General features: G+C 67.8%; 23 protein-coding genes and 1 pseudogene. 14 read left to right on the top strand and 10 right to left on the bottom strand.

Annotation, left to right across the window (positions count from 1 at the left end; all coding sequences use genetic code 11):
• Positions 1-173: 173 nt before the first annotated feature.
• A complete protein-coding gene (gene ppsR / locus WS91_RS05115) occupies positions 174-992 on the bottom strand; it encodes a posphoenolpyruvate synthetase regulatory kinase/phosphorylase PpsR (protein ID WP_059643109.1) in 819 nt (272 codons plus the stop codon).
• A gap of 248 nt (positions 993-1,240) precedes the next feature.
• Between ppsR and WS91_RS35525 the strand changes: the two genes are divergently transcribed.
• The 3 genes and pseudogenes from WS91_RS35525 to WS91_RS05125 form a co-directional block, all read left to right on the top strand.
• Positions 1,241-1,501 (top strand): hypothetical protein, encoded by a 261-nt coding sequence (locus WS91_RS35525; protein WP_145986752.1) that lies wholly within the window; start codon positions 1,241-1,243, stop codon positions 1,499-1,501.
• A complete protein-coding gene (locus WS91_RS05120; RefSeq protein WP_038745023.1) occupies positions 1,498-3,390 on the top strand; it encodes a S53 family peptidase in 1,893 nt (630 codons plus the stop codon). Before WS91_RS35525 ends, WS91_RS05120 begins: the two co-directional genes overlap by 4 nt.
• A 21-nt stretch (positions 3,391-3,411) precedes the next feature.
• Positions 3,412-4,292 (top strand): annotated as a pseudogene (locus WS91_RS05125) (phytochelatin synthase family protein); the annotation flags it as partial.
• Positions 4,293-4,805: 513 nt separating this feature from the next.
• Here the strand turns inward: WS91_RS05125 and WS91_RS36690 are convergent.
• A complete protein-coding gene (locus tag WS91_RS36690; protein ID WP_156440113.1) occupies positions 4,806-4,988 on the bottom strand; it encodes a hypothetical protein in 183 nt (60 codons plus the stop codon).
• Between the two features lie 14 nt (positions 4,989-5,002).
• Between WS91_RS36690 and ppsA the strand changes: the two genes are divergently transcribed.
• The 3 genes from ppsA (at position 5,003) to WS91_RS05140 (ending at position 8,970) form a co-directional block, all read left to right on the top strand.
• Positions 5,003-7,402, top strand: a complete 2,400-nt coding sequence (ppsA, locus tag WS91_RS05130; protein ID WP_059669879.1) for a phosphoenolpyruvate synthase — start codon at positions 5,003-5,005, stop codon at positions 7,400-7,402.
• A 130-nt stretch (positions 7,403-7,532) separates the two neighbouring features.
• Positions 7,533-7,967 carry an NfeD family protein gene (locus tag WS91_RS05135; protein WP_059669880.1) on the top strand — a complete coding sequence of 145 codons (435 nt, stop codon included), beginning with the start codon at positions 7,533-7,535 and terminating at the stop codon, positions 7,965-7,967.
• Positions 7,968-8,022: 55 nt separating this feature from the next.
• Positions 8,023-8,970 carry an SPFH domain-containing protein gene (locus WS91_RS05140; RefSeq protein WP_038745031.1) on the top strand — a complete coding sequence of 316 codons (948 nt, stop codon included), beginning with the start codon at positions 8,023-8,025 and terminating at the stop codon, positions 8,968-8,970.
• Between the two features lie 136 nt (positions 8,971-9,106).
• On the opposite strand, the gene smpB is transcribed toward WS91_RS05140, so the two are convergent.
• Positions 9,107-9,553: an SsrA-binding protein SmpB gene (smpB, locus tag WS91_RS05145; protein WP_038745032.1), complete on the bottom strand. Its 447-nt coding sequence runs from the start codon at positions 9,551-9,553 to the stop codon at positions 9,107-9,109.
• Positions 9,554-9,650: 97 nt separating this feature from the next.
• On the opposite strand from smpB, the gene WS91_RS05150 reads away from it, so the two are divergent.
• Both WS91_RS05150 and WS91_RS05155 read left to right on the top strand, forming a co-directional pair.
• The gene (locus WS91_RS05150) at positions 9,651-10,088 is read left to right on the top strand and encodes a type II toxin-antitoxin system RatA family toxin (RefSeq protein ID WP_038745034.1); all 438 of its coding nucleotides are present in this window, start codon (positions 9,651-9,653) and stop codon (positions 10,086-10,088) included.
• Between the two features lie 5 nt (positions 10,089-10,093).
• Positions 10,094-10,417, top strand: a complete 324-nt coding sequence (locus WS91_RS05155; RefSeq protein WP_038745123.1) for an RnfH family protein — start codon at positions 10,094-10,096, stop codon at positions 10,415-10,417.
• A 154-nt stretch (positions 10,418-10,571) separates the two neighbouring features.
• Here WS91_RS05155 and WS91_RS05160 read toward each other — a convergent pair whose 3' ends face one another.
• The 3 genes from WS91_RS05160 to WS91_RS05170 all read right to left on the bottom strand — a co-directional run bounded on the left by WS91_RS05160 (position 10,572) and on the right by WS91_RS05170 (position 13,763).
• Positions 10,572-11,543 carry a DMT family transporter gene (locus WS91_RS05160; RefSeq protein ID WP_059669890.1) on the bottom strand — a complete coding sequence of 324 codons (972 nt, stop codon included), beginning with the start codon at positions 11,541-11,543 and terminating at the stop codon, positions 10,572-10,574.
• Between the two features lie 279 nt (positions 11,544-11,822).
• Positions 11,823-12,509 (bottom strand): Vgb family protein, encoded by a 687-nt coding sequence (locus tag WS91_RS05165; RefSeq protein WP_059574541.1) that lies wholly within the window; start codon positions 12,507-12,509, stop codon positions 11,823-11,825.
• Between the two features lie 33 nt (positions 12,510-12,542).
• Positions 12,543-13,763: a hypothetical protein gene (locus tag WS91_RS05170; RefSeq protein WP_059669881.1), complete on the bottom strand. Its 1,221-nt coding sequence runs from the start codon at positions 13,761-13,763 to the stop codon at positions 12,543-12,545.
• 131 nt (positions 13,764-13,894) lie between these two features.
• Between WS91_RS05170 and WS91_RS05175 the strand changes: the two genes are divergently transcribed.
• From WS91_RS05175 to guaA, 5 genes are all read left to right on the top strand, one after another.
• A complete protein-coding gene (locus WS91_RS05175) occupies positions 13,895-14,659 on the top strand; it encodes a DUF899 domain-containing protein (protein ID WP_059574545.1) in 765 nt (254 codons plus the stop codon).
• Positions 14,637-15,515: a DUF2182 domain-containing protein gene (locus tag WS91_RS05180; RefSeq protein WP_197422211.1), complete on the top strand. Its 879-nt coding sequence runs from the start codon at positions 14,637-14,639 to the stop codon at positions 15,513-15,515. The genes WS91_RS05175 and WS91_RS05180 overlap by 23 nt, the downstream gene beginning before the upstream one ends.
• A gap of 589 nt (positions 15,516-16,104) precedes the next feature.
• Positions 16,105-17,565: an IMP dehydrogenase gene (gene guaB / locus WS91_RS05185; RefSeq protein WP_038745044.1), complete on the top strand. Its 1,461-nt coding sequence runs from the start codon at positions 16,105-16,107 to the stop codon at positions 17,563-17,565.
• Between the two features lie 6 nt (positions 17,566-17,571).
• Positions 17,572-18,228, top strand: a complete 657-nt coding sequence (locus tag WS91_RS05190) for a hypothetical protein (protein WP_059669891.1) — start codon at positions 17,572-17,574, stop codon at positions 18,226-18,228.
• Between the two features lie 127 nt (positions 18,229-18,355).
• A complete protein-coding gene (gene guaA / locus WS91_RS05195; protein ID WP_038745047.1) occupies positions 18,356-19,975 on the top strand; it encodes a glutamine-hydrolyzing GMP synthase in 1,620 nt (539 codons plus the stop codon).
• A 462-nt stretch (positions 19,976-20,437) separates the two neighbouring features.
• Here the strand turns inward: guaA and WS91_RS05200 are convergent, their stop codons facing one another.
• From WS91_RS05200 to WS91_RS05215, 4 genes are all read right to left on the bottom strand, one after another.
• Positions 20,438-21,208, bottom strand: coding sequence for an MBL fold metallo-hydrolase (locus WS91_RS05200; protein WP_059669882.1), 771 nt, complete (start codon positions 21,206-21,208; stop codon positions 20,438-20,440).
• Between the two features lie 232 nt (positions 21,209-21,440).
• Positions 21,441-22,133, bottom strand: coding sequence for a tautomerase family protein (locus tag WS91_RS05205; protein WP_231751978.1), 693 nt, complete (start codon positions 22,131-22,133; stop codon positions 21,441-21,443).
• A gap of 16 nt (positions 22,134-22,149) precedes the next feature.
• Positions 22,150-23,142 (bottom strand): GlxA family transcriptional regulator, encoded by a 993-nt coding sequence (locus WS91_RS05210; RefSeq protein WP_059669884.1) that lies wholly within the window; start codon positions 23,140-23,142, stop codon positions 22,150-22,152.
• A 62-nt stretch (positions 23,143-23,204) separates the two neighbouring features.
• Positions 23,205-24,479, bottom strand: a complete 1,275-nt coding sequence (locus WS91_RS05215) for an MFS transporter (protein WP_082758094.1) — start codon at positions 24,477-24,479, stop codon at positions 23,205-23,207.
• Positions 24,480-24,822: 343 nt separating this feature from the next.
• On the opposite strand from WS91_RS05215, the gene WS91_RS05220 reads away from it, so the two are divergent.
• Positions 24,823-25,329 carry a DUF1993 domain-containing protein gene (locus WS91_RS05220; RefSeq protein WP_038745055.1) on the top strand — a complete coding sequence of 169 codons (507 nt, stop codon included), beginning with the start codon at positions 24,823-24,825 and terminating at the stop codon, positions 25,327-25,329.
• Positions 25,330-25,543: the final 214 nt, after the last annotated feature.

Consider the following 25,543-nt stretch of genomic DNA (forward strand, 5'->3'; position numbering starts at 1 on the left):
GCGCACGGCCTGAAACGCGATGCTCGCGATGTCGGCGGCCGGCATCGCGATGCCGATCAATGATGCCGCGGGTGACGCGCGTCGCCGCGCATGCCGGATGCAGCGGCGTGTGGGGGGGCGCAAGCGCCGCGGCGCGCGAGCGGCGCTTGCATCGCCGCCGTCGCGGGTCTGCATCAATACGATTGCCGTTCCTCGAGCTTGATTTCCTGCAGGATCGTCGTCGCGATCTCCTCGATCGACTTGTGCGTCGACGACAGCCATTTGACCCCTTCGCGCCGCATCATCGCTTCCGCCTCGTTGATTTCGTAGCGGCAGTTCTCCGGCGCGGCGTACTTGCTGCCGGGGCGGCGCTCGTTGCGGATTTCGGAGAGGCGCATCGGGTCGATCGACAATCCGAACAGCTTGTCGCGGTGCGGGTGGAGCGGCGTCGGCAGCTTGCCGCGCTCGAAGTCTTCCGGGATCAGCGGATAGTTTGCCGCCTTTACGCCGTACTGCATCGCGAGATAGAGGCTGGTCGGCGTCTTGCCGCTGCGCGACACGCCGATCAGGATCACGTCCGCGTCGGCGAGATTGCGGTTGGACTGGCCGTCGTCGTGCGCGAGCGAGAAGTTGATCGCTTCGATCCGCGTCTTGTATTCCTCGGTGTCCGCGTTCTGGTGAACGCGGCCCATCGCATGGCTCGACTTCAGTTGCAGCTCCTGTTCGAGCGGCTCGACGAAGCGCTGGAACATGTCGAGCACGAGCGCGTTCGAGCGCTTGACGATCTCGTTCGATTCGCCGTCGACGAGCGTCGTGAACACGATCGGCCGGCGGCCGTCGTGCTGCGCGGTGTCGTTGATTTTCTGGACGGTGCCGTACGCCTTCTCGAGCGAATCGATGAACGGCACGCGCACGAGCCGGAACTTCTGGTCGAACTGGGACAGGATCGAATGCGCGAAGGTTTCGGCGGTGATCCCGGTGCCGTCGGAGACGATGAATACGGTTGGAAGCATGAATCGGAGCGTCGAGCGTGTGCGTGGCGGCCGCGCGCGGCCGGGAAGCGGTCATTCTAGCAGGCGCGGGCGCGCGGTCCGGGCGACGGCGAAGCGTCGCCGGCGGCGCCCGAGCGTCGCGCCGCTCGACGATATGACGAACGATCAATCCGGATTCGACGATAAGCATTTGCGTATTGAGCAATAGTCGATGCGTGCATTCATCGGAATGATCTGTAATATTTCGTAATGCTGTTCGAAAGGTGGCAATGGCGAGCCGTATCATGTCGCCGAATGAATGTTTTCGCCGCGCAAATCAGTTTGTCGAGTTGCCTTGGTTGATTCGGAATCCTACTGATTGCCGATCGGCCCTTGGCGTGGACGGGCGGCGGCATTCGTTCATTGCCGCATCGCGGGCGAGGCCGGAGGAGCGGCGGCGCATGCGTGCGGACAGCAGTCGTGGGGCAGTGGTACTCGAGCAGTTCGGCGGTTCGATTTGTTTGAGTTTCGACTTTATTCAAACCAAATGAGGAACGACGAAATGACGTCAAGAAAATGGGCCAACCCTCGCGCTTCGCAAGCGAAGCGTGCGATTTGCGCGGCGACGTTTTGCGCCGCGACCACGCTGACGGCGCACGCCGCCGCGCCGGCGTGGGTCGATACGCAGACCCGCGCGTATCCGGCATTCCCGCAGCAGGCGTCGGCGGCGACGTTTGCGGCCGGCAAGGCGATCGACGCGGCGCCCGGCGAGCCGGTGCGGGTGGTCGTCAGTCTCAATCTCAACGACGAAGCGAGGCTCGATCGCTTTCTGCGCGATCTGCATACGCCCGGCAACGCCGCGTACGGCCGGCATCTGACGCCCGCCGAATTCGCCGCGCAGTACGCGCCGACGCAACAGCAGGTCGCGCTCGTCGAAGCGCATCTGCGCCGGTCCGGATTTCGCGACATCCAGGTGTCGCCGAACCGGCTGCTGATCTCGGCGACGGGCACCGCGGCCGCGGTCAAGACGGCGTTCAACACGCGGTTGAAGAGCTTCACGCTCGAAGGCCGGCGCGTGCACGCGAACCAGGACACGGCGCAGGTGCCGGCCGCGCTCGGCAGCATCGTCGGCGCGGTGCTCGGGCTCGACAGCGCGACGCTCGCTCACACGTACAACCGCCGGGCGGCCGTGACGGGCGCCGTCGGCGGCGCGAAGGCGTCGCTTGCGGCGCGCGCGAGCGACGCGACCGCGAACGCGGCCGCGAGCGGCACGCCGGTGCTGACGGGCCACGATCCGCTCGAATTCTCGCAAATCTACCGCGCGGGCTCGACGCCGACGGCGTCGCAGACGACGGTCGGCGTCATCATGGCGGGCGACGCGGCGCCCGTGCTGCGGGATCTCGGCACCTTCGCGGCGAAAGCGGGGCTCGCGCGCGTGGCCGCGAGCGTCACGCGCACCGGGCCGCCCGGCAGCGACTACAGCGACAACTCGGGCCTGAGCGAGTGGGACATGGATAGCCAGGCGATCGTCGGCGCGGCGGGCGGGCAGGTGAAGGGGATCGTGTTCTACGCGGCGCCGTCGATGTTGCTGACCGACATCACCGAAGCATATAACCGGGCCGTCATCGACAACGTCGCGAAGGTCATCAACGTGTCGCTCGGCGTGTGCGAGGCGGATGCGCGCGCCGCCGGCACGCAGGCGGCCGACGACCGGATCTTCAAGAGCGCGGTCGCGCAGGGGCAGACCTTCGCCGTCGCGGCGGGCGACGCCGGCGCGTACGAGTGCAGCGTGAGCCGCGTTTCCGGCGGGCAGGGCGTGCCGGCGCGATCGAACTATTCGGTGAGCGAGCCCGCGACGTCGCCGTACGTCGTCGCGGTCGGCGGCACGACGCTGTCGACCGACAAGTCGACGGGCGCCTACGCCGGTGAAGCCGCGTGGAACGAGGGGCTGCAGCCGATCGGCGTGTACGATCCGTACGGCAGTTACGATTCGACGCAGCGCCTGTGGGCGACGGGCGGCGGCTACAGCAAGAACGAAGCGGTGCCGGCGTGGCAGCGCAGCGTGCTCGGCACGTCGGCGAGGACGCGCGCGGTGCCGGACGTCGCGTTCGAGGCGGACGGCCGCAGCGGCGCGCACGTCTACGTGAACGGGCAGATCGAGCAGTGGGGCGGCACGAGCCTCGCCGCGCCGATCTTCACGGGGATCTGGGCGCGCTTGCAATCCGACAATGGCAACCGGCTCGGCTTTCCGCTCGCGAGCCTTTATCGCTACGTTCCGTCCAACGGCACGCTGGTGCACGACGTGACGTCCGGCAACAACGGCTCGGGCGGCTACGGCTACAAGGCGGGCACCGGCTGGGACCCGGTGACGGGCTTCGGCAGCTTCGACATCGGGAACCTCGCCGCATTCGTCAAGAAGACGGCGGACTTCGCGCGATAGGGCCCGGCGCGCCGCTTCGGCGCGCGGGCCGCGGCGACGCGGGCGGCGGGAGCCGCGCCCGGCTTTTGCGCGCCGTTTCGCATCGCCGCGCCCCGCTCGGCGTCGCGCTATGCTCGTGCGGGCGCCGTGCGCGAGCGGCGCTCCACTCGTCGAACGACAAAGGATCGATCGTGACAAAAAGAAAAGGATTCGCCGTGGCCGCGTTGTGCGCGTTCGCGTTGATCGGGCGCGCGGCCGCGCAAACGCTGCCGTTGCCCGACGGCCTGATCGACCTCGGCAGCGGCGCCGGCGAGCACATGCTGGCCGAGAGCGGCGCGCGCAGCGCATACGTGCCGCTCGGCAGTCACTTCGTCACGCAGAAAACCGAGAGCTATTGCGGCGTCGCGTCGCTCGTGATGGTGCTGAACGCGCTGCGCGTGCCGGCGCCCGCCGCCGCGCAATATCCGTCGTTCCACTACTTCACGCAGGACAACGTGCTCAACGACGCGACCGAGAAGATCCGTCCGCAGGCGCAGATCGAGCAGCACGGGATGACGCTCGATCAACTGGGGGCGCTCGCGAACGCGCTCGGCGCGCGCGGCGACGTGCGCCATGCGTCCGATGCGTCGGTCGATGCGTTTCGCGCGGACGCGGTCGCGCATCTCGGCCGCCCGGGGCGCTACGTGCTCGTCAACTACCTGCGCAGCCGCCTCGGCCAGCAAACGGGCGGCCACATCTCGCCGCTTGGCGCGTACGACGCCGCGGCCGACCGCTTTCTGATCCTCGACGTGTCCCGTTACAAATACCCGCCTGTCTGGGTGAGGGCGGCCGATCTGTACGCGGCGATGAACACGCCCGATGCGGACAACGGCGGCCGCAGTCGCGGCTACGTGCTCATCGGCGGGGCGACGGCGGGGCGTTGATGCGTGCGGCGGCGACGTGCCGGCCCGCAGGGTGGGCGTACCCGTCGTCCGACAGGCGCGAGGCCGCACGACGCGGGCGGCGCCGGCGCAAGATTGCGGCGAGTCGGTCGGCCCGCCGCCCGTGCGTCGTTTGCGTCGGGGAGCGGGAACCCGGCATTCGGTGCGCCAAATGCCTGAATGCCTGAATGCCTGAATGCCTGAACGCCCGAACGCCCGAACGCCCGAACGCCCGAACGCCCGAACGCCCGAACGCCCAATGCCCAATGCCCAATGCCCAATGCCCAATGCCTGCACTCAAACGCCCGTACACCGCCCCGACGAAAAGCGACAGACCGGCAAGCCCCTGCCGGGCAAGGCTTGCCGACTTGCCCGGCGCGTCGAAACCGCGCGCTAGAGCCCCATTGCGAGCGGGTTGCGCCACATCCGCTGGCCGTCACGGTAGAATAGCGGCAACCTGTTGGATAAGCCCTTGCGGCTGAAGCGCGGCGCAGCCGCGATTCGGGTCGCGATGCGCTACGGATTCCCGGCAAGTTCGGCGATTTGTCTGCTTTTTCGCCTTTCTGCCGGGATTTTTGCAAGTGCGCCGGAGTCGTCCCGTCCCTGCGAAGGCTTATCCGACAGGTTGTGCAATGCGTGTCCCGCTTTTTGCAGGCGGCCGCGCTCCGAGCCCGTTGCACGATCGAGCATTTTTTTCACACTTAGGGGCTTGTATGACTAACGCAGCAAACGTCGCAAAGGATCAGGCGTATGTAATTCCGTTCGAGCAGTTGCGAATGACCGATGTCGAAATCGTCGGCGGCAAGAATGCGTCGCTGGGCGAGATGATCAGTCAACTGGCTGAGGCAGGCGTACGCGTGCCCACCGGTTTCGCAACGACCGCGCTCGCATTTCGCGACTTCCTCCAGCACAACAAGCTCACGGAGCGCATCGCGCAACGTCTCGAGTCGCTCGACGTCGACGACGTGAAGGCACTCGCCGAAGCCGGCGCCGAGATCCGCCGATGGATCGTCGACGCGCCGATGCAGTCGCGCCTCGAACAGGAGATCCGTGCGCAGTTCGAGATCCTGAAGAACGGCTCGCCGGGCGAGCTGTCGTTTGCCGTGCGCTCGTCCGCGACCGCGGAAGACCTGCCGGACGCATCGTTCGCGGGCCAGCAGGAGTCGTATCTGAACGTCGTCGGCATCGAAGACGTGCTCGACCGCATGAAACACGTGTTCGCGTCGCTCTACAACGACCGCGCGATCTCGTACCGCGTGCACAAGGGCTTCACGCACGCCGAAGTCGCGCTGTCGGCCGGCGTGCAGCGCATGGTCCGCTCGGACGTCGGCGCGGCCGGCGTGATGTTTACGATCGACACCGAATCGGGCTTCAAGGAAGCCGTGTTCATCACCGCGAGCTACGGCCTCGGCGAGACCGTCGTGCAGGGCGCGGTGAACCCGGACGAGTTCTACGTGTTCAAGACGACGCTCGCGCAGGACAAGTACCCGATCATCCGCCGCTCGATCGGCTCGAAGCTGATCAAGATGGAGTTCACGCAGCCGGGCGAGCCGGGCCGCGTGAAGACGGTCGACGTGCCGCACGAGCAGCGCAACCGCTACTCGATCACCGACGAGGACGTGATCGAGCTCGCGAAGTACGCGGTCATCATCGAGAAGCACTACCAGCGCCCGATGGACATCGAGTGGGGCAAGGACGGCCGCGACGGCAAGATCTTCATCCTGCAGGCGCGCCCGGAGACGGTGAAGAGCCAGGCCCACGGCAAGGTCGAGCAGCGCTTCAAGCTGAAGGGCCAGTCGCAGGTGCTCGCGACGGGCCGCGCGATCGGCCAGAAGATCGGCGCGGGCCCCGTGCGCGTGATCCACGATCCGTCCGAGATGGAGCGCGTGCAGCCGGGCGACGTGCTCGTCGCCGACATGACCGACCCGAACTGGGAGCCGGTGATGAAGCGCGCGTCCGCGATCGTCACGAACCGCGGCGGCCGCACCTGCCACGCGGCGATCATCGCGCGCGAGCTCGGCGTGCCGGCGGTGGTCGGCTGCGGCGACGCGACCGACGTGCTGAAGGACGGCTCGCTCGTCACCGTGTCGTGCGCGGAGGGCGACGAAGGCAAGATCTACGACGGCCTGCTCGAGACCGAAGTGTCCGAGGTGCAGCGCGGCGAACTGCCGCCCGTGCCGGTCAAGATCATGATGAACGTCGGCAACCCGCAGCTCGCATTCGACTTCTCGCAGCTGCCGAACGCGGGCGTCGGCCTCGCGCGCCTCGAGTTCATCATCAACAACAACATCGGCGTGCACCCGAAGGCGATCCTCGAGTATCCGAACGTCGACGCCGACCTGAAGAAGGCGGTCGAAAGCGTCGCGCGCGGCCACGCGTCGCCGCGCGCGTTCTACGTCGACAAGCTGACGGAAGGCATCGCGACGATCGCGGCGGCGTTCTATCCGAAGCCCGTGATCGTGCGCCTGTCCGACTTCAAGTCGAACGAGTACAAGAAGCTGATCGGCGGCTCGCGCTACGAGCCGGACGAGGAAAACCCGATGCTCGGCTTCCGCGGCGCGTCGCGCTACATCGCCGAGGATTTCGCGCAGGCGTTCGAGATGGAGTGCATCGCGCTCAAGCGCGTGCGCGACGAGATGGGCCTCGCGAACGTCGAGATCATGGTGCCGTTCGTGCGCACCGTGAAGCAGGCGGAGCGCGTCGTCGGCCTGCTCGAGAAGTTCGGCCTGAAGCGCGGCGACAACGGCCTGCGCCTCATCATGATGTGCGAAGTGCCGTCGAACGCGATCCTCGCCGAAGAGTTCCTGCAGCACTTCGACGGCTTCTCGATCGGCTCGAACGACCTGACGCAGCTGACGCTCGGCCTCGACCGCGACTCGGGCATGGAACTGCTCGCCGTCGACTTCGACGAGCGCGATCCGGCCGTGAAGTTCATGTTGAAGCGCGCGATCGACACCTGCCGCAAGCTCGGCAAGTATGTCGGCATCTGCGGCCAGGGCCCGTCCGATCACCCGGATTTCGCGAAGTGGCTCGCCGACGCAGGCATCGCGTCGATCTCGCTGAACCCGGACACGGTCATCGACACGTGGCAGGCGCTCGCCGCCAAGCAATAACCGGCAGCGGTGATCGTTCGTCCGGGCGGCGGTCGTCGGATCGCCGTTTGAATGAAGGCAAATTGCAAGGTTCGTGCTATAAACACCCCGGTAACGCCGGGGTGTTTTTCTTTGTGCAACGGGAGGGGCGATGGTGTCAGGGCAGTTTTTCTGGTGGATCGGCGTCGGGGTGTTCGTCATCGCGGAACTGCTGACGGGAACGTTCTACCTGCTGATGATCGCGCTCGGCTTCCTCGCGGGCGGCCTCGTGCATCTCGCGGGCGCGCCCGTCGCGTGGCAGTTCGCCGCCGCCGCGCTCGTCGCGATCGTCGCCGTGATCGTGCTCCGGCGCTCGGGGCTCGGCCGCAAGCAGAAGCGCGACGCGTCCGCGAATCCCGACATCAACATCGACATCGGCGCGACGATCACGGTCAGGCACTGGCATGATCACCGCGCCCGCGCGCAGTATCGCGGCGCGCAATGGGACGTCGAGCTCGCCGCCGGCGAGCGCGAGGACGCGCATCTGTACGAAGTGCGCGCGGTGCGCGGCAATTGCCTCATCGTCGCCGCGAAGCCGTCGGCCTGACCGCACGCGTGCTCGCGCGTTCGGCTTTCACATTTCAACCAGGAGGACCAGCTTCATGGATTCGTTGATCGTCTGGGCGGTGCTGCTCGTCATCGCTTTCGTGATCGTGTCGCAGACGGTGAAGATCGTGCCGCAGCAGCACGCGTGGGTGCTCGAGCGGTTCGGCCGCTATCACGCGACGCTGTCGCCGGGCCTGAACATCGTGCTGCCGTTCGTCGACCGGATCGCCTACCGGCACGTGCTGAAGGAAATCCCGCTCGACGTGCCGAGCCAGATCTGCATCACGCGCGACAACACGCAACTGCAGGTGGACGGCGTGCTGTACTTCCAGGTCACCGATCCGATGAAGGCGTCGTACGGGGCGAGCAACTTCGTGCTCGCGATCACGCAGCTCGCGCAGACCACGCTGCGCTCGGTGATCGGCAAGCTCGAGCTCGACAAGACGTTCGAGGAGCGCGACTTCATCAATCACAGCATCGTGTCGGCGCTCGACGAGGCGGCGTCGAATTGGGGCGTGAAGGTGCTGCGCTACGAGATCAAGGATCTGACGCCGCCGAAGGAGATCCTGCATGCGATGCAGGCGCAGATCACCGCGGAGCGCGAGAAGCGCGCGCTGATCGCCGCGTCCGAAGGGCGCAAGCAGGAGCAGATCAACCTCGCGTCGGGCGCGCGCGAGGCGGCGATCCAGAAATCGGAGGGCGAGAGGCAGGCGGCGATCAACCAGGCGCAGGGCGAGGCGGCCGCGATTCTCGCCGTGGCCGAGGCGAACGCGCAGGCGATCCAGAAGATCGCGCAGGCGATCCAGTCGCAGGGCGGGATGGACGCGGTGAACCTGAAGGTCGCCGAGCAGTACGTCGGCGCGTTCGGCAATCTCGCGAAGGCGGGCAACACGCTGATCGTGCCGTCGAACCTGTCGGACCTGAGCACGGCGATCGCGTCGGCGCTCGCGATCGTGAACCGCGGTGCGCCGGGCGCGGCAGGCTCGGGCGCGAGCAAGGGCTGAGCGCCGCCGTCGGCGGGATGAAGAAAAGGCCCGCTTTTTCGAGTCGATCGAAGCGGGCCTTTTCGATGTCGGCGCATCGCGCGGCGGATGAAGTGCGCCGCGGGCGGGCGCGCGGCGTGCGGCAAAGCGTCGCGCGTTACGCGGCCGAGCGCATGATCCGCGCTTTTTCGCGTTCCCAGTCGCGTTTCTTTTCGGTTTCGCGCTTGTCGTGCAGTTTCTTGCCCTTGGCGAGGCCGATCTCGCATTTGACGCGGCCGCCTTTGTAGTGGAAGTTCAGCGGCACGAGCGTATAGCCGCGCTGCTCGACCTTGCCGATCAGTTTCTTGATCTCGTCGCGATGCAGCAGCAGCTTGCGGGTGCGGACCGGGTCAGGCTTGATGTGGGTCGAGGCCTCGGGCAGCGGGCTGATGTGCGTGCCGATCAGGAAGATCTCCGCGTTCTTCACGACGACGTAGCCTTCCTTGATCTGGCCGCGCCCGGCGCGCAGCGCCTTGACCTCCCACCCCTCGAGCACGAGCCCCGCTTCGTAGCGCTCTTCGATGTGGTAATCGAAAAACGCTTTTCTGTTGTCGATGATGCTCATGAAGGGAAATGGCCAACTCGTTTAAAATCACAATTTTAGCAAAGCGGGGCGGCGTTGGCCCGGCTTGCTCGTTTACCTTAGCGATGCCGCGCGATTTATGGCAGATGTCCAGAAAACCGTATTGATCCGCCATTCGGCGGAACAGATGTTCGACCTCGTCACCGACGTGGCCGACTACCCGAACTTCCTGCCTTGGTGCGGCGGCGTCGAGATTCGCCGTCGCGACGAAACCGGCATGGAGGCGCGGATCGACATCAACTTCAAGGGCATCAAGCAGCATTTCGCGACCCGCAACACGCAGGAGCGCCCGACCCGGATCGACATGGAGTTCGCCGACGGGCCGTTTCGCAAGTTCACCGGCTACTGGCGCTTCACGCCGCTGCGCGCGGACGCGTGCAAGATCGAATTCGCGCTGCATTACGAGTTCTCGAGCATCATCCTCGAGAAGATCATCGGGCCCGTGTTCACGCACATCGCGAGTACGTTCGTCGAATCGTTCGTGAAGCGCGCCGACCAGCGCTACGGCAAGGGGTGACGCAGATGCCGAAGGTCCAGGTCTGCTACGCGCTGCCCGAGCAACAGACGCTCGTCGCCGTCGACGTGCCGGCGGGCGCGACCGTGCGCGACGCGATCGACGCGAGCGGCGTGCTCGCGCGCCATCCGGACATCGATCTCGCGACGCTGAAGACGGGCATCCTCGGCAAGCTCGCGCCGCTCGACGCGCCCGTGGCCGATGGCGACCGCGTCGAGATCTACCGGCCGCTCATCGTCGATCCGAAGGTCGCGCGGCAGCGCCGCGTCGACAAGACCCGCCGCGAAGGCTCGATCGAAGGCCGCAAGTGGCTGCCGAAGGATTCGCGCTGAGCGGCGGCGCGCGGCGTGGGCGATTCGCCTGACGAAATTTCGCGGCGGCCCATGCGCGCGCTTTCCGGGCCGACGCCGGGCGAAGCTTCCGAAGAGAAATCCGAACAGACATATCCGAAGAAATATTCGGAGAAGCGTCCGGCGGAGGCCGGGCTCAATGCGCGCCGAGGTTCGCGTTGAGCGGATCGTCGGCCGCGCGCTTGCCGTCGCCGTGGCGGCGCACCGATCCGTAAACGCCCGCGAGCAGCAGCGCGAGCGCCGCGATCTCGAGCGCGCGCGGCAGGCGATGATCGAAAACGAAGCCGTACAGCAGCGCGAAGACGGTTTCGAACACGATCAACTGGCCCGACAGCGTGAGCGGCAGCCGCTTCGACGCCGCGTTCCACAGCCCGTTGCCGAGCCACGACGCGCCGATCGCGAGGCCGAGATTCAGCAGCCAGAACAACTGCCAGCGCGATGCGGGCAGCGCGGGCTGCAGCGCGCCGGCCGGCAGCGCGACGATGCCGATCCAGCACAGCCCGCCGATCAGGCCGGTGACGACGCCCCACAGCACCGACCATTCGTTGCCGTCGAAATGATGGTGGCGTTGCAGGTAGCGGCCGTTCGCGACCGCGTACCATGTCCAGCTCGCGAGCGCGCCCGCCGCGCACGCGATGCCGGCGAGCTTTTGCGAGAGCGTCGTCGCGTGCGCGGCTTCGGACGTGAACAGGTCGACGTTGATGCACGCGATGCCGGCCACGACGAGCGCGAGCGGGCCCGCGAGCCGCTTGAGCGGCACCGCGCCGTGGTCGCCGAGGCCGGCGAGCGTGACGGTGACGGGCAGCACGCCGACGATCAGCGAGCTGGGCGCGATGCCGATCAGATGCACGGCGCTCGACAACAACATGTAGTAGGCGACGTTGCCGACGAGCGCGAGCTTGACGAGCGCGACGAGATCGTCGCGCGTCAAGCGCGCGGCGAGCGAGCGGGCGGCGGGCAGCGCGGCCGCGAGCGACACGAGGCCGTACATCGCATAGCGGCCCACGCTCAGCAGCAGCGGCGAAAAGTCGGTCAGAAGCCGCGGCACGAGAAACACCATCCCCCACAAGGCGCCTGCCAACACGCCATACACCACACCGCGCTGCATCGAATTCTCCGGCCATTTCACTGACGAGCGCGCATCTTAGCGAAGCGAGGCGGTGTCTGTCTTGTTCATTCCTGCACTCGGTCGGAGCGGCGTGGGCGTGGAGCGCGCCGGCTCGGCGGCTCGGTGTTGAGGCGGATCGCCGGCAATTGCGCGCGCCGCGTCGGCGGCGCGGCCTCATCGCTCGACGGCGGCGAGCGAAGTTTTGGCGCGCCTGTCGCCGTGTTTGCGCGTGACGCGCGGACGGACGTTGCGGCGCATGCCGCCCGTGGCTGCCCGTGGCTATTCGTCGGTCGAGCCGGCCGCGCGCCCCGCGCCGCCGCGTGCCGCGCCGTTTCGCGCGGGGCGGCGGACGGCTCGCACTTTCCCGCTGTTGCCGCCGCCGCAGAAGAAGCGCTCGCCGCCGTCGGATTCGAGCCCCGACACGCCCACGCCAGCCGGCATCTCGAGCGCTTCCAGCACGTCGCCCGTTCGCGGATCGATGCGGCGCAGCTCGCTCTCGTCGTTCTCCCACGTGCCGTGCCAGAGCTCGCCGTCGACCCACGTGACGCCGGTGACGAAGCGGTTCGATTCGATCGTCCGAAGAATCGCGCCTGTGTCGGGATCGATCTGATGAATCTTGCGATCGCGGTACTGGCCGACCCAGAGCGTGCCTTCCGCCCATGCGAGCCCGGAATCGCCGCCGCCGCCGGGCGCGGGGATCGTCGCCAGCACGCGCCCCGTGTCCGGATCGATCTTGTGGATGCGATCCTCCGCGATCTGATACAGGTGCCGGCCGTCGAACGCCGTGCCCGCGTGCGCGGCGACACCGATCGAGCGCAGCGTCGCCCCGCTCGCCGGGTCGAGCGCGTTCAGTTTGTCGCCGGACGCGAACCATACGCGATGGCCGTCGTACGTGAGCCCGTGCACGCTGTCGACGCCTGCGAACGGGCCATATTCCCGAATGATTTCGGCTGCGGATCGTTTCATGTCTTCGCCTCCCGGTCGATCGATGGCGCCATCCTAATCGCCCGGCAGCGCGGCCGGGAGTAACAAGGCTGTCGCGAATCCGGGCACGGGCGGGGTGGTCCAGCGGCGCGCGCGCCCGCGGCCGAACGACTGCGCCTTGCCTGCCGTCGCGAGCGCGTCGAGCGAGCGCTGCACGGTGCGCTGGCTCGCGCCGAGCGCGAGCGCGAGCGCCGAGCTCGACCACGACTCGCCGTCGGCGAGCAGGGCGAGCACCGCCGCGTGCGCGTCCTCGACCGGGCGCGCGAGCACGGCCACGTCGCGCGCGCGGCGCGGCGTCAGCGCGAATCCTCGCTTCGTCGCATGAATGTCGGCGAGCGCGCCGAGCATCGCGCGCAGCCGTCCGATTTCGACGCGCAGGCGCGCGCGATGCGTTTCGTCCATGCGTTTCGCGCGGAACGCGCGGGCGACGAGCGCGTCCCGCGGCACGTCGCCCGGCCAGGCCTCGCCGAGCGCGCGCGCCAGCGCGAACAGCACGGGACGTCTCGCGAGCGAGACCGTCGCGCGCGTATCGCGCACGACGTGGCGGCACGCGTCGACGACGAGCGATTGCGATGCGCGCCACGCTTCGACGTCGTCGAGCCGCAGCGCGCGTTCTTCGCCGCGCGCGATGAGGCGCGCCGCGGGCGCGTCGAGCACGCGCAACGCGTGCTCGACCTCGGCCGTCAGCGCGGGAATGCCGGCCTCGCGCGCGGCGCGCCCGGCGTCGGCGAGCGCCGCGCGCGCGGCCTTCGTTCTGATCCGCCGCAGCGCGATTCCCGCGACGATCAGCGCGTGCGTGGCTTGCAAGGCGGGCGGCAAGGCGGCCGGATCAAGCGCGGCGAGCGTGCGCTCGGCTTCGTCGAGGCGGCCGATTAGCAACAGGCGCCGGACTTCGAGATAGCGCGCATGCGCGGCGTTCGCGCGGTCGCCGTGCGCCTCCAGCGTCGTGCGCGCGGCTTCGAGCGCCTTCTCGGGCCAACCGAGCTCGCGCGACGCGAGCGCGATCTCGGCTTCGGCGACGACGCATCGCGCGCGGGCGACGGCTTCCTTCGCGCCGAACGCGCGGGCCGCGCTTCGCACGAGCGCCTTCGCCCGCGCGAAATCGCCGAGCTGGGCCATCGCGATGCCGCGCAGCGCGAGCGCGGGCGCGTCGTCGCGCAACGCGACGCGGTTCAGCGCGCCGAGCGGATCACCCGCCGCGAGCGCGCGCGCCGCGGCCGTGATCAGCGAGTCCATCGGAATCCCGCCACACTTGTCACTCCCACCGTTCGAAGCCCGCGACTAATCTACCACCACGATCACGCAACCCGCGCGCCGGTTCGCGAATCGGGCGAGCTGCGCGCGACACGAAAAAGGAGGGACGATCGATGGCGACTCACACGATTGGGACGCGCGACGAATGGCTCGCCGCGCGGCTCGAACTGCTCGATGCGGAAAAGGCGCACACGCGGCGCGGCGACGAACTCGCGCGGCTGCGCCGGGCGCTGCCCTGGGTGCGCGTCGACAAGGCGTATCGATTCGAGACCGACGAAGGACGCACGTCGCTCGCGGAGCTGTTTCGCGGCCGCTCGCAACTGCTCGTCTACCACTTCATGTTCGGGCCCGACTACACGGCCGGATGCCCGTCGTGCTCGGCGATCGCGGACGGCTTCGACGGCTTCGTCGTTCACCTCGCGCATCACGACGTCACGCTGTCGGCGGTGTCGCGCGCGCCGCTCGCGAAGCTGCAGGCGTACCGCAAGCGCATGGGATGGACGTTTCCGTGGGCGTCGTCGCTCGACAGCGACTTCAACTACGACTTCAACGTGTCGTTCACGCAAGCGCAGCAGCGCGACGGGACCGTCGAATACAACTATCGGCGCGGCGGCCATGCGATGGACGCGACGCCCGCGCCTGCGCCCGTCGCCGAATTCGCGGCCACCTGCGGGACCGATGCGCGCACGTACGCGCGCGATCGGCCCGGGATGAGCGCGTTCGTGCTCGAGGACGGCGTCGTCTATCACACGTATTCGACGTACGCGCGCGGGCTGGACGGCCTCTGGGGCATGTACCAGTGGCTCGATCGCGCGCCGAAGGGACGCAACGAAACGGGTGTCTGGTGGCGTCGCCATGACGAGTACGGCGAGCGCTGAGGGCGCGCGCGGTCGCTGCCTGCGCGACACCGGGCGCGGCGTCGCGCGGCACGCCGCCTTCGGGCGCGCGGCGCCGGGCGTGCTCGGCGGCGCGTCGGCGCTGCTTGGGGGCGCCGTCGCGGCGGCCGCGATCGCGTGGCTCGCGTCGATGCCCGCGACGGGCGACGCGCCGATGGCCGGCGGCGGGACGATGTCGGTGATTGGCGCGCGAGTGTGCGGACGGACGTGGGCGGGCGATGCGGCGTCGTTCGTCGGCATCTGGGCCGCGATGATGACGGCGATGATGTTGCCGTCGTTCGCGCCGATGCTCGTGCGCTGCGCGCGTTCGGTCGGCTGCGTGGGCGGGATTCGGGCCCGGCTGCGGGCTGGGCTGCGGGCCGTGTCGGTCGCGGTGGGGTATGGGTTCGTGTGGATCGCGGTCGGCATCGCCGTCTATGTGCTCGGCGCGGCGCTGGCGGCGGTCGAGATGCACGTGCCGGCGCTGGCGCGCGCCGCGCCGGTCGCGCGCGGCGTGGTCGTCGCGTGCGCGGGCGCGCTTCAGTTCACTGCGTGGAAGGCGCGCCATCTCGCATGCTGCCGTGAGGCGCCGCGCCGCTGCCGCGCGTTGCCCGCGAGCGCCGGCGCGGCCTGGCGGCACGGCGTGCATTTCGGCCTTCGCTGCTGTTGCTGCAGCGCGGGCCTCACGGCGAGCCTCGTCGTCCTGGGGATCATGGACCCGCCGACGATGGCGGCCGTGACGGCCGCGATCACGGCCGAGCGCCTCGCGCCGGCCGGTGAGCGTGTCGCGCGGGGCGTCGGGTGTGTCGGCGTCGCGGCGGGCATGATCCTGATCGCGCGAGCGGCCGGGCTCGGGTGACGCCGCAAGCGACGCGCGCGGCATCCGGCGCGGCGGGCAAGGCGCTCGCGCCGCGCTCTGCCGTCGGAGCAAATGTGGGGCATGCGCGGGGTGCTCCGGCCCGAGCGGCCGTGTATGAGCGACGGAGTCTGCGAAAGCTGCAAGGACTGCGACGGCCATGGGCTGACAGAGCCGTTTGGCCGGGCGATGGCGTGGCAGTGGTTCGCTTCGGCGTGGACGAGGGCGCGACATGGGTGCAACAGGACACGACTAGGGTACGGACAAGGGCGGGGTACGACAGGGGCGCGTCGCCCGCCCCGCCCGACTTGCGTGCCGCTTTTCGCGCGCTTATCCGTCCTGTCGCCTAGCGCCGCCGCCGCAAGCGTCGCACAGGGCGCACACGGCGCGCGTGGCACGCCGGCTTCGCCCCGCGCGAACCCGCGCCCGCCGGGCCAAAACGAAACCGGATCGAAAGCGACTCGAACCGGGAGCCGAACGATTCGGGGCTCCGAACGACCGAAAGCGGCCGAAAACGGCTAAGCCGTTGTTCGTGTTGTGAAAATTAACCGGGCATCGCGTATAATTCGCTTTTGCGCCCATAGGATTTGCCATGCGTCTGATCCAAAAAGCACTCACGTTCGATGACGTGCTCCTCGTCCCGGCGTTCTCCGACGTTCTGCCGCGCGACACCAGCCTCAAGACCCAACTGACCCGCAACATCTCCCTGAACATGCCGCTCGTGTCCGCCGCGATGGACACGGTCACCGAAGGTCGCCTGGCGATCGCGATGGCGCAGCAAGGCGGCGTCGGCATCGTTCACAAGAACCTCACCCCCGTCGAGCAGGCCCGCGAAGTCGCGAAGGTCAAGCGTTTCGAATCGGGCGTCGTGCGCGATCCGATCACCGTTCCGCCGAGCATGAAGGTGCGCGACGTGATCGCGCTGTCGCGCCAGCATGGCATCTCGGGCTTTCCGGTCGTCGAAGGTCCGAAGCTCGTCGGCATCGTCACGAATCGCGACCTGCGCTTCGAAACCCGCCTCGAGGAGCCGGTCAAGTCGATCATGACGCCGCGCGAGCGCCTCGTGACCGTCGCCGAAGGCACGCCGCTCGCCGAGGCGAAGGCGCTGATGCACAGCCACCGCCTCGAGCGCGTGCTCGTCGTCAACGATGCATTCGAGCTGCGCGGCCTGATGACGGTCAAGGACATCACGAAGCAGACCGAGCACCCGGAAGCGTGCAAGGACGAGCACGGCAAGCTGCGCGTGGGTGCGGCGGTCGGCGTCGGTGCGGACAACGAGGAGCGCGTCGAGCTGCTCGTGCAGGCGGGCGTCGACGTGATCGTCGTCGATACGGCGCACGGCCACAGCAAGGGCGTGCTCGAGCGCGTGCGCTGGGTCAAGCAGAACTTCCCGAAGGTCGAGGTGATCGGCGGCAACATCGCAACCGCCGCCGCCGCGAAGGCGCTCGTCGAATACGGCGCGGACGCGGTGAAGGTCGGCATCGGCCCGGGCTCGATCTGCACGACGCGGATCGTCGCGGGCGTCGGCGTGCCGCAGATCAGCGCGATCGCGAACGTGTCGGACGCGCTGCGCGGCACGGGCGTGCCCTGCGTCGCCGACGGCGGCATCCGCTTCTCGGGCGACGTGTCGAAGGCGCTCGCCGCCGGCGCGAACGCCGTGATGATGGGCAGCATGTTCGCCGGCACCGAAGAATCGCCGGGCGACGTGTTCCTGTATCAGGGCCGCCAGTACAAGTCGTACCGCGGCATGGGCTCCGTCGGCGCGATGAAGGACGGCGCGGCGGACCGCTACTTCCAGGACAATTCCGCGAACATCGACAAGCTCGTGCCGGAAGGCATCGAAGGTCGCGTCGCATACAAGGGCTCGGTCAACGCGATCATCTTCCAGTTGATCGGCGGCGTGCGCGCGAGCATGGGCTACTGCGGCTGCAAGACGATCGCGGAGCTGCACGACAAGGCCGAGTTCGTCCAGATCACCGCGGCCGGCATGCGCGAATCGCACGTGCACGACGTGCAGATCACGAAGGAAGCCCCCAACTATCACGTGGACTGATTGCCGATGAAACCGTTGCTGCGCGCCGTTCTCCTCATCGATGCCGCCTTGCTCGCCGCCTTCGGCGTGCTGTTCGTGCTGACTCCGTGGAAGGCGCTGTACGACGCGCTGCAACTCGTCACGGTCGATCCCGCGATGATCGGCCAGGCGTTCGGCATCGCGCTTCTCGGGCTTGCGTGGCTGTCCGTGCACGCGGCCTTCAACGGCGACCTGACCGCGGGCGTCGCGCGCGCGGTCGGGCACGTGAACTGGCTGACGGGCGTCGTGATGCTCGTGTGGCTGCTCGCGATCCGCTCGCCGCAGTTGTCGTCGTTCGGTCAATTCGTGTCGGTGGTCACGGCAGCGGTGCTGCTCGTGATCGGCCTGGGCGGCGTGCGGCTCGCGGCCGCGGTGCGCAGGCGCGAAAAGACGCAGGCGATCGAGGCGCGCGTCGCGTCGAAACGCGCTGCGGAGCCGGCCGTGACGGCGCCCACCGCCGCGCGGATCGAGCCGAGCGTGTCGCGCGCAGGCGAGCCGACCGGTGCGGCGGGCGCCGCATCGGCAACGAGCGCGAGCGCGGCGCAGGCCGCGAACGCAGGCGAGACGATCGCGGCGCCGGCCGAGCGCAAGGGCGCCCCGACGAGCGATCTCGGCGACGCGGCGCGGCCGCCGTCGCAACCGTGAGCGGCCCGGTCTCCCCGACTGTCAGGCCGCCGCGCATCGCCGCGGCGCGACCGCCCGGATACGTATTCGATGCAGCGCCTCGTGCGCTGCTTTTGTTATTCCATTGTTCTTTTTCCCGTCCGCTGCCATGCACGACAAAATCCTGATTCTCGACTTCGGTTCGCAAGTCACCCAACTGATCGCGCGGCGCGTCCGCGAAGCGCACGTCTACTGCGAGATCCATCCGAACGACGTCTCCGACGACTTCGTCCGCGAATTCGCACCGAAAGGCGTGATTCTGTCCGGCAGCCACGCGAGCACCTACGAGGACCAACAACTGCGCGCGCCGCAGGCGGTGTGGGATCTCGGCGTGCCCGTGCTCGGCATTTGCTACGGGATGCAGACGATGGCCGTGCAACTGGGCGGCAAGGTCGAATGGAGCGACCATCGCGAGTTCGGCTATGCGGAAGTGCGCGCGCACGGTCACACGCGACTGCTCGACGGCATCCAGGATTTCGCGACCCCGGAAGGCCACGGGATGCTGAAGGTGTGGATGAGCCACGGCGACAAGGTTGCCGAGCTGCCGCCGGGCTTCGCGCTGATGGCGTCGACGCCGAGCTGCCCGATCGCCGGCATGGCCGACGAGTCGCGCGGCTACTACGCGGTGCAGTTCCATCCGGAAGTCACGCACACGGTGCAGGGCCGCAAGCTGCTCGAGCGCTTCGTGCTCGACATCGCAGGCGCCGCGCCCGACTGGATCATGCGCGACCACATCGAAGAGGCGGTCGCGCTGATTCGCGAGCAGGTCGGCGACGAAGAAGTGATTCTCGGCCTGTCGGGCGGCGTGGATTCGAGCGTCGCGGCGGCGCTGATTCACCGCGCGATCGGCGATCAGCTGACCTGCGTGTTCGTCGATCACGGCCTGTTGCGCCTGAACGAAGGCAAGATGGTGCTCGACATGTTCGAGGGCCGCCTGCATGCGAAGGTCGTGCACGTCGACGCGTCCGAGCAGTTCCTCGGCCATCTCGCGGGCGTCGCCGATCCGGAGCGGAAGCGCAAGATCATCGGCCGCGAGTTCGTCGAGGTGTTCCAGGCCGAGGCGAAGAAGCTGACGAACGCGAAGTGGCTCGCGCAAGGGACGATCTATCCGGACGTGATCGAATCGGGCGGCGCGAAGACGAAAAAAGCGACGACGATCAAGAGTCACCATAATGTCGGCGGTCTGCCGGAGACGCTCGGCCTGAAGCTGCTCGAGCCGCTGCGCGATCTGTTCAAGGACGAGGTGCGCGAGCTCGGCGTCGCGCTCGGCCTGCCGGCAGAGATGGTGTATCGCCATCCGTTCCCGGGCCCGGGCCTCGGCGTGCGGATTCTCGGCGAGGTGAGGCGCGACTACGCGGAGCTGCTGCGCCGTGCGGACGCGATCTTCATCGAAGAGCTTCGCGGGACGTTGGCGACCGAGCAGGACGCGGCGGCGGGCCTTTGCGAGCCGTCGCAGGTCGGCAAGAGCTGGTACGACCTGACGAGCCAGGCGTTCGCGGTGTTCCTGCCGGTGAAGTCGGTCGGCGTGATGGGCGACGGCCGCACGTACGACTACGTGACCGCGCTGCGCGCGGTGCAGACGACCGATTTCATGACCGCGCACTGGGCGCACCTGCCGTATGCGCTGCTCGGCCGCGCGTCGAACCGGATCATCAACGAAGTACGCGGGATCAACCGGGTCGTGTACGACGTGTCGGGCAAGCCGCCGGCGACGATCGAGTGGGAGTGATCCCGGTCTTTCGAGAAGCGGCCGTGAGTCGTTGAAGTGCCGGGGCTCGTGCCGCACGACGGCTGTCGGCGGCCATTGCCCCGTCGGTATCTTGCGTTGGCCGCAACGCCGAGGAAGGTTCTCGGCGGTCGAAAGCAGCGAGAGACGCCGCGATTGCGGCTGTCGAGAGCTTCGGCGATACGACTGGCCGCCGCCGACGCGCTGCAACGTGCGCATGGCCTACGGCGCGCGGCTCATGCGCACGAGCGTCGTTGATCGAAACCGCTTGTGCGCGTTTTTCGGAGACGCTTGTCGACCGAGATCGATCCGGCCGATTGATGAGGCGAGTGTTTTGCAACGAGGCGAAGGCGTCCGGAGCGCCGGCAGCAACCTCCCTGTCAGCGAGTTCGTTCGGCGCAGCCGCGCCTTCGCCATCGCTGACGGAGAAGGCGTGCGCCCCGGCTCGTCTTGCCGACGCTTGTCTCAGAAAACGTACGCCTGTCCGTCTTCCGGAACGAGCAGGCGGTCCGTCATGCCTTTCTCCATGGAGAATTCGCGCAGCGCTTGTCGCGTCAATGCGGCGTGATTCACCGCTTCCATGTGACTCGCGATCAACGTGGCCTGCGGCGCCGCGCGGTGGACTTCGTAGACGTCTTCCTTGCCCATGATGATTGCACCGAGGCCGACGACTTGTGCGTCTCCGCTATTCACGATGACGACGTCCGGTCGGAAGCGCTTCAGGTTCTGTTCCACGTGCTTGTTCCAGACTGTGTCGCCGGCCAGGTAAAGCGTCTTTTCGTCGGCGTGCCTGAACACGACGCCGCAGACTTCGCCCAGCAGCTCGCCGATCGCGTGAATCGCATCGTCCGTGCCGTGTTGCCCGGGCGTCTTGACGAGCGTCACGCCGTTGTATTGGGTGCGATGCGTCAGCAGGCGGACGTCCATGAATCCGGACGCCTTCACGAGGCGGGCGTCGCGTTCGTGCTGGACGAAGACCGGCAGGCTCTTCGGCACGACGGACTTCGCCGTTTCGTCCCAATGGTCCGGATGCGTGTGGGTGACGATCACGGCGTCGACGTCGAGGATCGCGTCCATGGCGATCGGCAGTTCGACGGTCGGCCATTTCAGGTGGCCGTTCACGGTGCCCTCGAGCCCGGGGTAGGTGCCCTTGGAAGCAAGCATCGGATCGACGAGAAACCTCGTGCCGGCATATTCGATCAGGACCGTCGCATTGCGTACTTGCCGGAATTTCACGGGGCACTCCTTTTGTCGTTTTTCATTGCGTACCGATCGGTACAAAACCAGGATAAAGATGCGCGCGTGCCAGGCATGCGCGTGTTCAGCGGAGATTCGAGAGGAGCGGCAGCAAAGACTCGTTCAGTCGCTCGATGCGAAATATCAACGGGCTTGCGGATTGCGGCATCAGAACAATGTCGGCGTGCCGTTTGCCGCGGCGACCGAGCGATGGCGGCTTCCACGACTTCGCTCAGTCTGCGGTGCGCGTCAGCGTCGCAGCGCGGCCGGTCAGCGCTAGCAGCACCGCTTCGACAAAAGCCGTCGCATCCGCGCGGCGTTTGGCTGCGAGGCGCTGTTCGCCGAGCGTTCTGAGCGTCGCTCCGCCGAAGTGCTCCATGATGTCCGGCAGGCGGCGCACGCTACCGCGGCTTCCCCAGCCGCCGTCGCCGATTTCGGTCGGGAAGATCCAGGCGCGCGCTCCGATTTCGTCCGCGGGCGTGCCTTCCGCGCGCGCGATGGCGGCGGTGACTTCCTTCACGAGGCTGGCTCGCGCCGCATCCGTGTATTGACCTTCCGGCACCGACGCCACGATTCGAAAAATCGGCGCGGCCGCGGGCGCGCCGGCCCGATAGACTGCCGTGGGCCGATGCACGAATATCCATGCGGCGTCGCGCACCCGCGGATCGTCGGGATCGAGATCCTCGTGACGGATCAAGATGTCCGTCAGCTCGCGCATCAATTGCGCCTCTGCTTGCGGCGCGAGTGCGCCTTCCGGAATATATGCATCGATCATCGGCATCGTGAATTCCTCGAGTGGTTTCAGGGCGGGCCGGCTCGCATGCCGGGCGACGTGGTTCCACTTTAGGAATGGAGGCGATGTATCGGAAGTGGCGAAATCGCCATTCGGCGGGGCAATTCGGACATCGGCTGCGGCGTCGATCATCGCCGCCCACCGATGCTCATCGAGCGAATCGGCGCCGGTATTCGCCCGGCGACACGCCCGTCACACGCTTGAACAGCTGTCTGAAGCCGCTGACGTCCGTGTATCCGACGCGTTCGCATACGGCGTCGATGCCGAGCTTTCTTTGTTCGAGCAGGCGCTTTGCCACTTCGATGCGCAGCGTCTGCAGATACCTGAGCGGCGGCGCGCCGACGGCCTCCTTGAAGCGCCGATTGACGGTCCGCTCGCTGACGGCGAGATGGCGGCTCAAGCGCGTCAGGCTGAACGGCTCGCGCAGATGCCGCTCCATCCAGCGTTGCGCACGCGCGACCACGGCGTCGTCGTGTTCGCGGCTGTCGGCGTGGGCGATGTCGATGAACGAATCCTGCGACACGCGGTTCATGTCGATCAACATGATCTTCGCGGTTGCGGCGGCGAGTTTCGGTGTCCCGAGCTTTTCAACGACGCGCAGCGCGAGGTTCTGATACGACGTGACGGCGCCGCTGCAAAGGATGCCTTCTTGTTCGGTCAGAACGTCCGATGCGCGCAATTCGACTTCAGGGTAGCGCGCGCGAAAGCTCGTCGCTTTCGACCAATGCGTGGTGGCCACGCGTCCGTCGAGCAGGCCCGCTTCGGCGAGCAGGAACGCACCGGTGCAATACGTTGCGATCAGCGTGCCGCGTGCGTGTTGGCGCCTCAATGCGTCGAGAAGCGGCGCCAGCAGGGCCGGGCGGCTCAGGAGCCGCCCGACGTCGGAGACGAACGGTCCTGTCAGCCAGATCGCATCGGCTGCGCTTCTGCCGTCGATTCGCCCGTCGACCTGAGCGATCTGGCCCGAAGCGGTGCGCACCGGATTGCCGTCGATCGAATCGACGCGCCATGTGAACGCGCGCGCGCGTCGCTCGCTCCCGTCTTCCGCGGCGAGATGATTGGCGGCCGTCAGCATGTCGATCGGCGCGGCGATGCCCGATGCGAGACAATGCTCGACCGCCCATATTCGGATGAATGGCATGGTTGGCAAAATTGTCGATGTATCAGGACGATTCTGCCACAGCCATTTGTTGGTATCCGGGGCTATTGCGGTCGCCCGTTCGCCGTATTTTCCGGGGAGGGCTCGCTCGGCATCAGCCTCGCCGTGGCGGCCCAGAACGCGAATGCCGCGGCGCTCGTGGCCGCGCCCAGCATGCACACGCCGCGCCACCCGGCTGCCGCGTAGACGGCCGTCGACGCGATCGCGCCGAGGCCGCTGCCGACCGAATAGAACAGCATGTAGACGGCGACGAGCCGGCTGTGCGCGTCGGGCCGCGCGCGAAAGATCATGCTCTGGTTGGTCACGTGAATCGCCTGTCCGCCGACATCGAGCAGCACGACGCCGAGCGCGAGCGCCCACAGCGACGCGGGCATGAACGCAATCGGCAGCCATGACGCGAGCAGCAGCGCGAGCGCCGCGGCGCTCGTCGGCTGCCCGAAGCCGCGATCGGCCCAGTGTCCGGCGCGCGCGGCGGCGAGCGCGCCCAGCGCGCCGACGAGCCCGAACGCGCCGATCGCGGTGTGCGAAAACGCATACGGCGGCGCGCTCAGCGGCAGCACGAGCGCATTCCAGAAGATGTTGAACGCGGCGAACATCAGGAGGGCGATCGTGCCGCGGATCTGCAACACGCGCTCGTCGCGCAGCAACGTGAAGAGCGACGCGATCAGGCGCGGATAGCCGATGCGCGACGGCGCCGGCGCGACGGCGGGCAGCTTGCGCGCAAGCAGCGCCGCAAGCACGAGCATCGTCGCAGCCGAAAGGAAATAGACGCTGCGCCATCCCGCCGCTTCGCTGACGACGCCCGCCAACACGCGCGCGAGCAGCAGCCCGACGACGACGCCGCCTTGCGCCGCGCCGACCACGCGTCCGCGCTCGTGCGCAGCCGCCGCGCTCGCCGCGTACGAAATGAGTCCCTGGGTCATCGCGGTGCCGAGCAGCCCGGCGCCGAGCATGCCGGCGAGCAGGACGGTGGCGGTCGGCGCGAAGCCGACGACGGTCAATGTCGCCGCGAGCGCGAGCGATTGCGCGAGCATCAGCCGCCGTCGGTCGACGAGGTCGCCGAGCGGAACGAGCAGCAGCAGCGCGAGCGCGCAGCCGATCTGCGTGGCGGTCACGACGCCGCCGATCGCCGCGCGCCCGATCGCGAAATCGGCGGCGAGCGCATCGAGAAGCGGCTGCGCATAGTAGACGTTGGCGACGCTCAGGCCGCTCGCGCAGGCGAACAGCGCGACTGCGCTGCGCGGCAGCGTCGCCGGCGCCGCAGGCGAATCGGCGGCTCGAATCGAACGGGCGGCCGGTGCTGCTGGCGGAGCTTGCATGCGGATGCCTCGCTTGAATGGTTGCAAATTGAAACCATGCGAAGAATAGTTCGTTTGGTTTTGATTTGCAACCGATCGGCAAGAGGTTCGACGGTGTATTGTCGAAACCCTGCCGGGCGTGCGGTGAAAAGAAAGCCGCGTATCGGAGAACTTCGCTTCGAGCGGCATTTCTTCGGCGGCACGTCCGCGCGGGCCGTGCGCGGTGCGCTGTCGAAAGCCTCGTCGAATGCTTGCCGCTTGGCGACGGTGCGCATGCTTGTCCGATCCGGTCTATGCTAAGGAGCCGCCGTCAGCGACGGTCGGCCATCCCGAGGATGATTCGCGAACCCGTCAAGGAGAACCCATGGCTCTTTCGATGTACGACGTTTCGATTCCCGCGTTCATTCGCGGCCTGAACAACCTGTCGGCCGTGCTCGACAAGGGCGACGCGTACGCGCGCTCGCAGGGCGTCGAGCCGGCCGAGTTCGTTCGCGCGCGGCTTCGCGACGACATGTACTCGCTCGACGCGCAGGTTCAGCGGGCGAGCGACACCGCGAAGGGATGCGGCGCGCGGCTCGCGGGGATCGCGGTGCCGTCGTTCGCCGATACCGAGGCGACGTTCGCCGAGCTGCGCGCGCGCATCGGCAAGACGATCGATTTCCTGAAGACGATCCAGCCGGCGCAACTCGACGGCAGCGAAACGCGCGCGATCGAGTTGCCGCTGCGCGACGGCGTGATGACGTTCGACGGCAAGTCGTATCTGCTCGGCTTTGCGCTGCCGAATTTTTATTTCCACACGACGACGGCCTACGACATCCTGCGGCACAAGGGCGTGCCGCTCGGCAAGATGGACTATCTCGGCGGGCGTTGACGCGGGGCCGGCGCGTGCGCCGTCGCCGGTAGCGGCGACAGCGCGCCGGCGCGCCGGCCGTTCGGCGAGTTTGGGATTCGACGACGAGCCTCCGGTGATCGGCCGCGAGCGGAGCCGGCTGTCCTGGCGAATGAAATCGTGTCGGAACGGCGGCGGGAGAATGCCGGGCAGTGGAGTGGCCGGAGACGGCGGCGTAACGGCCGCAGTCGGCGTG

The sequence above is a fragment of the Burkholderia sp. MSMB1498 genome (assembly GCF_001526245.1).
Lineage (GTDB): Bacteria > Pseudomonadota > Gammaproteobacteria > Burkholderiales > Burkholderiaceae > Burkholderia > Burkholderia savannae.

Coding starts and splice junctions, on each gene's coding strand:
- WS91_RS05135 (WP_059669880.1), top strand. CDS start 7,533: ATGGTGTCAGGGCAGTTTTTCTGGTGGATCGGCGTCGGGGTGTTCGTC.
- ppsA (WP_059669879.1), top strand. CDS start 5,003: ATGACTAACGCAGCAAACGTCGCAAAGGATCAGGCGTATGTAATTCCG.
- guaB (WP_038745044.1), top strand. CDS start 16,105: ATGCGTCTGATCCAAAAAGCACTCACGTTCGATGACGTGCTCCTCGTC.
- WS91_RS05190 (WP_059669891.1), top strand. CDS start 17,572: ATGAAACCGTTGCTGCGCGCCGTTCTCCTCATCGATGCCGCCTTGCTC.
- smpB (WP_038745032.1), bottom strand. CDS start 9,553: ATGAGCATCATCGACAACAGAAAAGCGTTTTTCGATTACCACATCGAA.
- WS91_RS05150 (WP_038745034.1), top strand. CDS start 9,651: ATGGCAGATGTCCAGAAAACCGTATTGATCCGCCATTCGGCGGAACAG.
- WS91_RS05180 (WP_197422211.1), top strand. CDS start 14,637: ATGACGAGTACGGCGAGCGCTGAGGGCGCGCGCGGTCGCTGCCTGCGC.
- WS91_RS05215 (WP_082758094.1), bottom strand. CDS start 24,479: ATGCAAGCTCCGCCAGCAGCACCGGCCGCCCGTTCGATTCGAGCCGCC.
- WS91_RS05120 (WP_038745023.1), top strand. CDS start 1,498: ATGAGGAACGACGAAATGACGTCAAGAAAATGGGCCAACCCTCGCGCT.
- WS91_RS05175 (WP_059574545.1), top strand. CDS start 13,895: ATGGCGACTCACACGATTGGGACGCGCGACGAATGGCTCGCCGCGCGG.
- WS91_RS05205 (WP_231751978.1), bottom strand. CDS start 22,133: ATGATCGACGCCGCAGCCGATGTCCGAATTGCCCCGCCGAATGGCGAT.
- WS91_RS05165 (WP_059574541.1), bottom strand. CDS start 12,509: ATGAAACGATCCGCAGCCGAAATCATTCGGGAATATGGCCCGTTCGCA.
- WS91_RS05160 (WP_059669890.1), bottom strand. CDS start 11,543: ATGCAGCGCGGTGTGGTGTATGGCGTGTTGGCAGGCGCCTTGTGGGGG.
- WS91_RS05210 (WP_059669884.1), bottom strand. CDS start 23,142: ATGCCATTCATCCGAATATGGGCGGTCGAGCATTGTCTCGCATCGGGC.
- WS91_RS05140 (WP_038745031.1), top strand. CDS start 8,023: ATGGATTCGTTGATCGTCTGGGCGGTGCTGCTCGTCATCGCTTTCGTG.
- WS91_RS05155 (WP_038745123.1), top strand. CDS start 10,094: ATGCCGAAGGTCCAGGTCTGCTACGCGCTGCCCGAGCAACAGACGCTC.
- WS91_RS05170 (WP_059669881.1), bottom strand. CDS start 13,763: ATGGACTCGCTGATCACGGCCGCGGCGCGCGCGCTCGCGGCGGGTGAT.
- WS91_RS05220 (WP_038745055.1), top strand. CDS start 24,823: ATGGCTCTTTCGATGTACGACGTTTCGATTCCCGCGTTCATTCGCGGC.
- ppsR (WP_059643109.1), bottom strand. CDS start 992: ATGCTTCCAACCGTATTCATCGTCTCCGACGGCACCGGGATCACCGCC.
- guaA (WP_038745047.1), top strand. CDS start 18,356: ATGCACGACAAAATCCTGATTCTCGACTTCGGTTCGCAAGTCACCCAA.
- WS91_RS35525 (WP_145986752.1), top strand. CDS start 1,241: ATGGCGAGCCGTATCATGTCGCCGAATGAATGTTTTCGCCGCGCAAAT.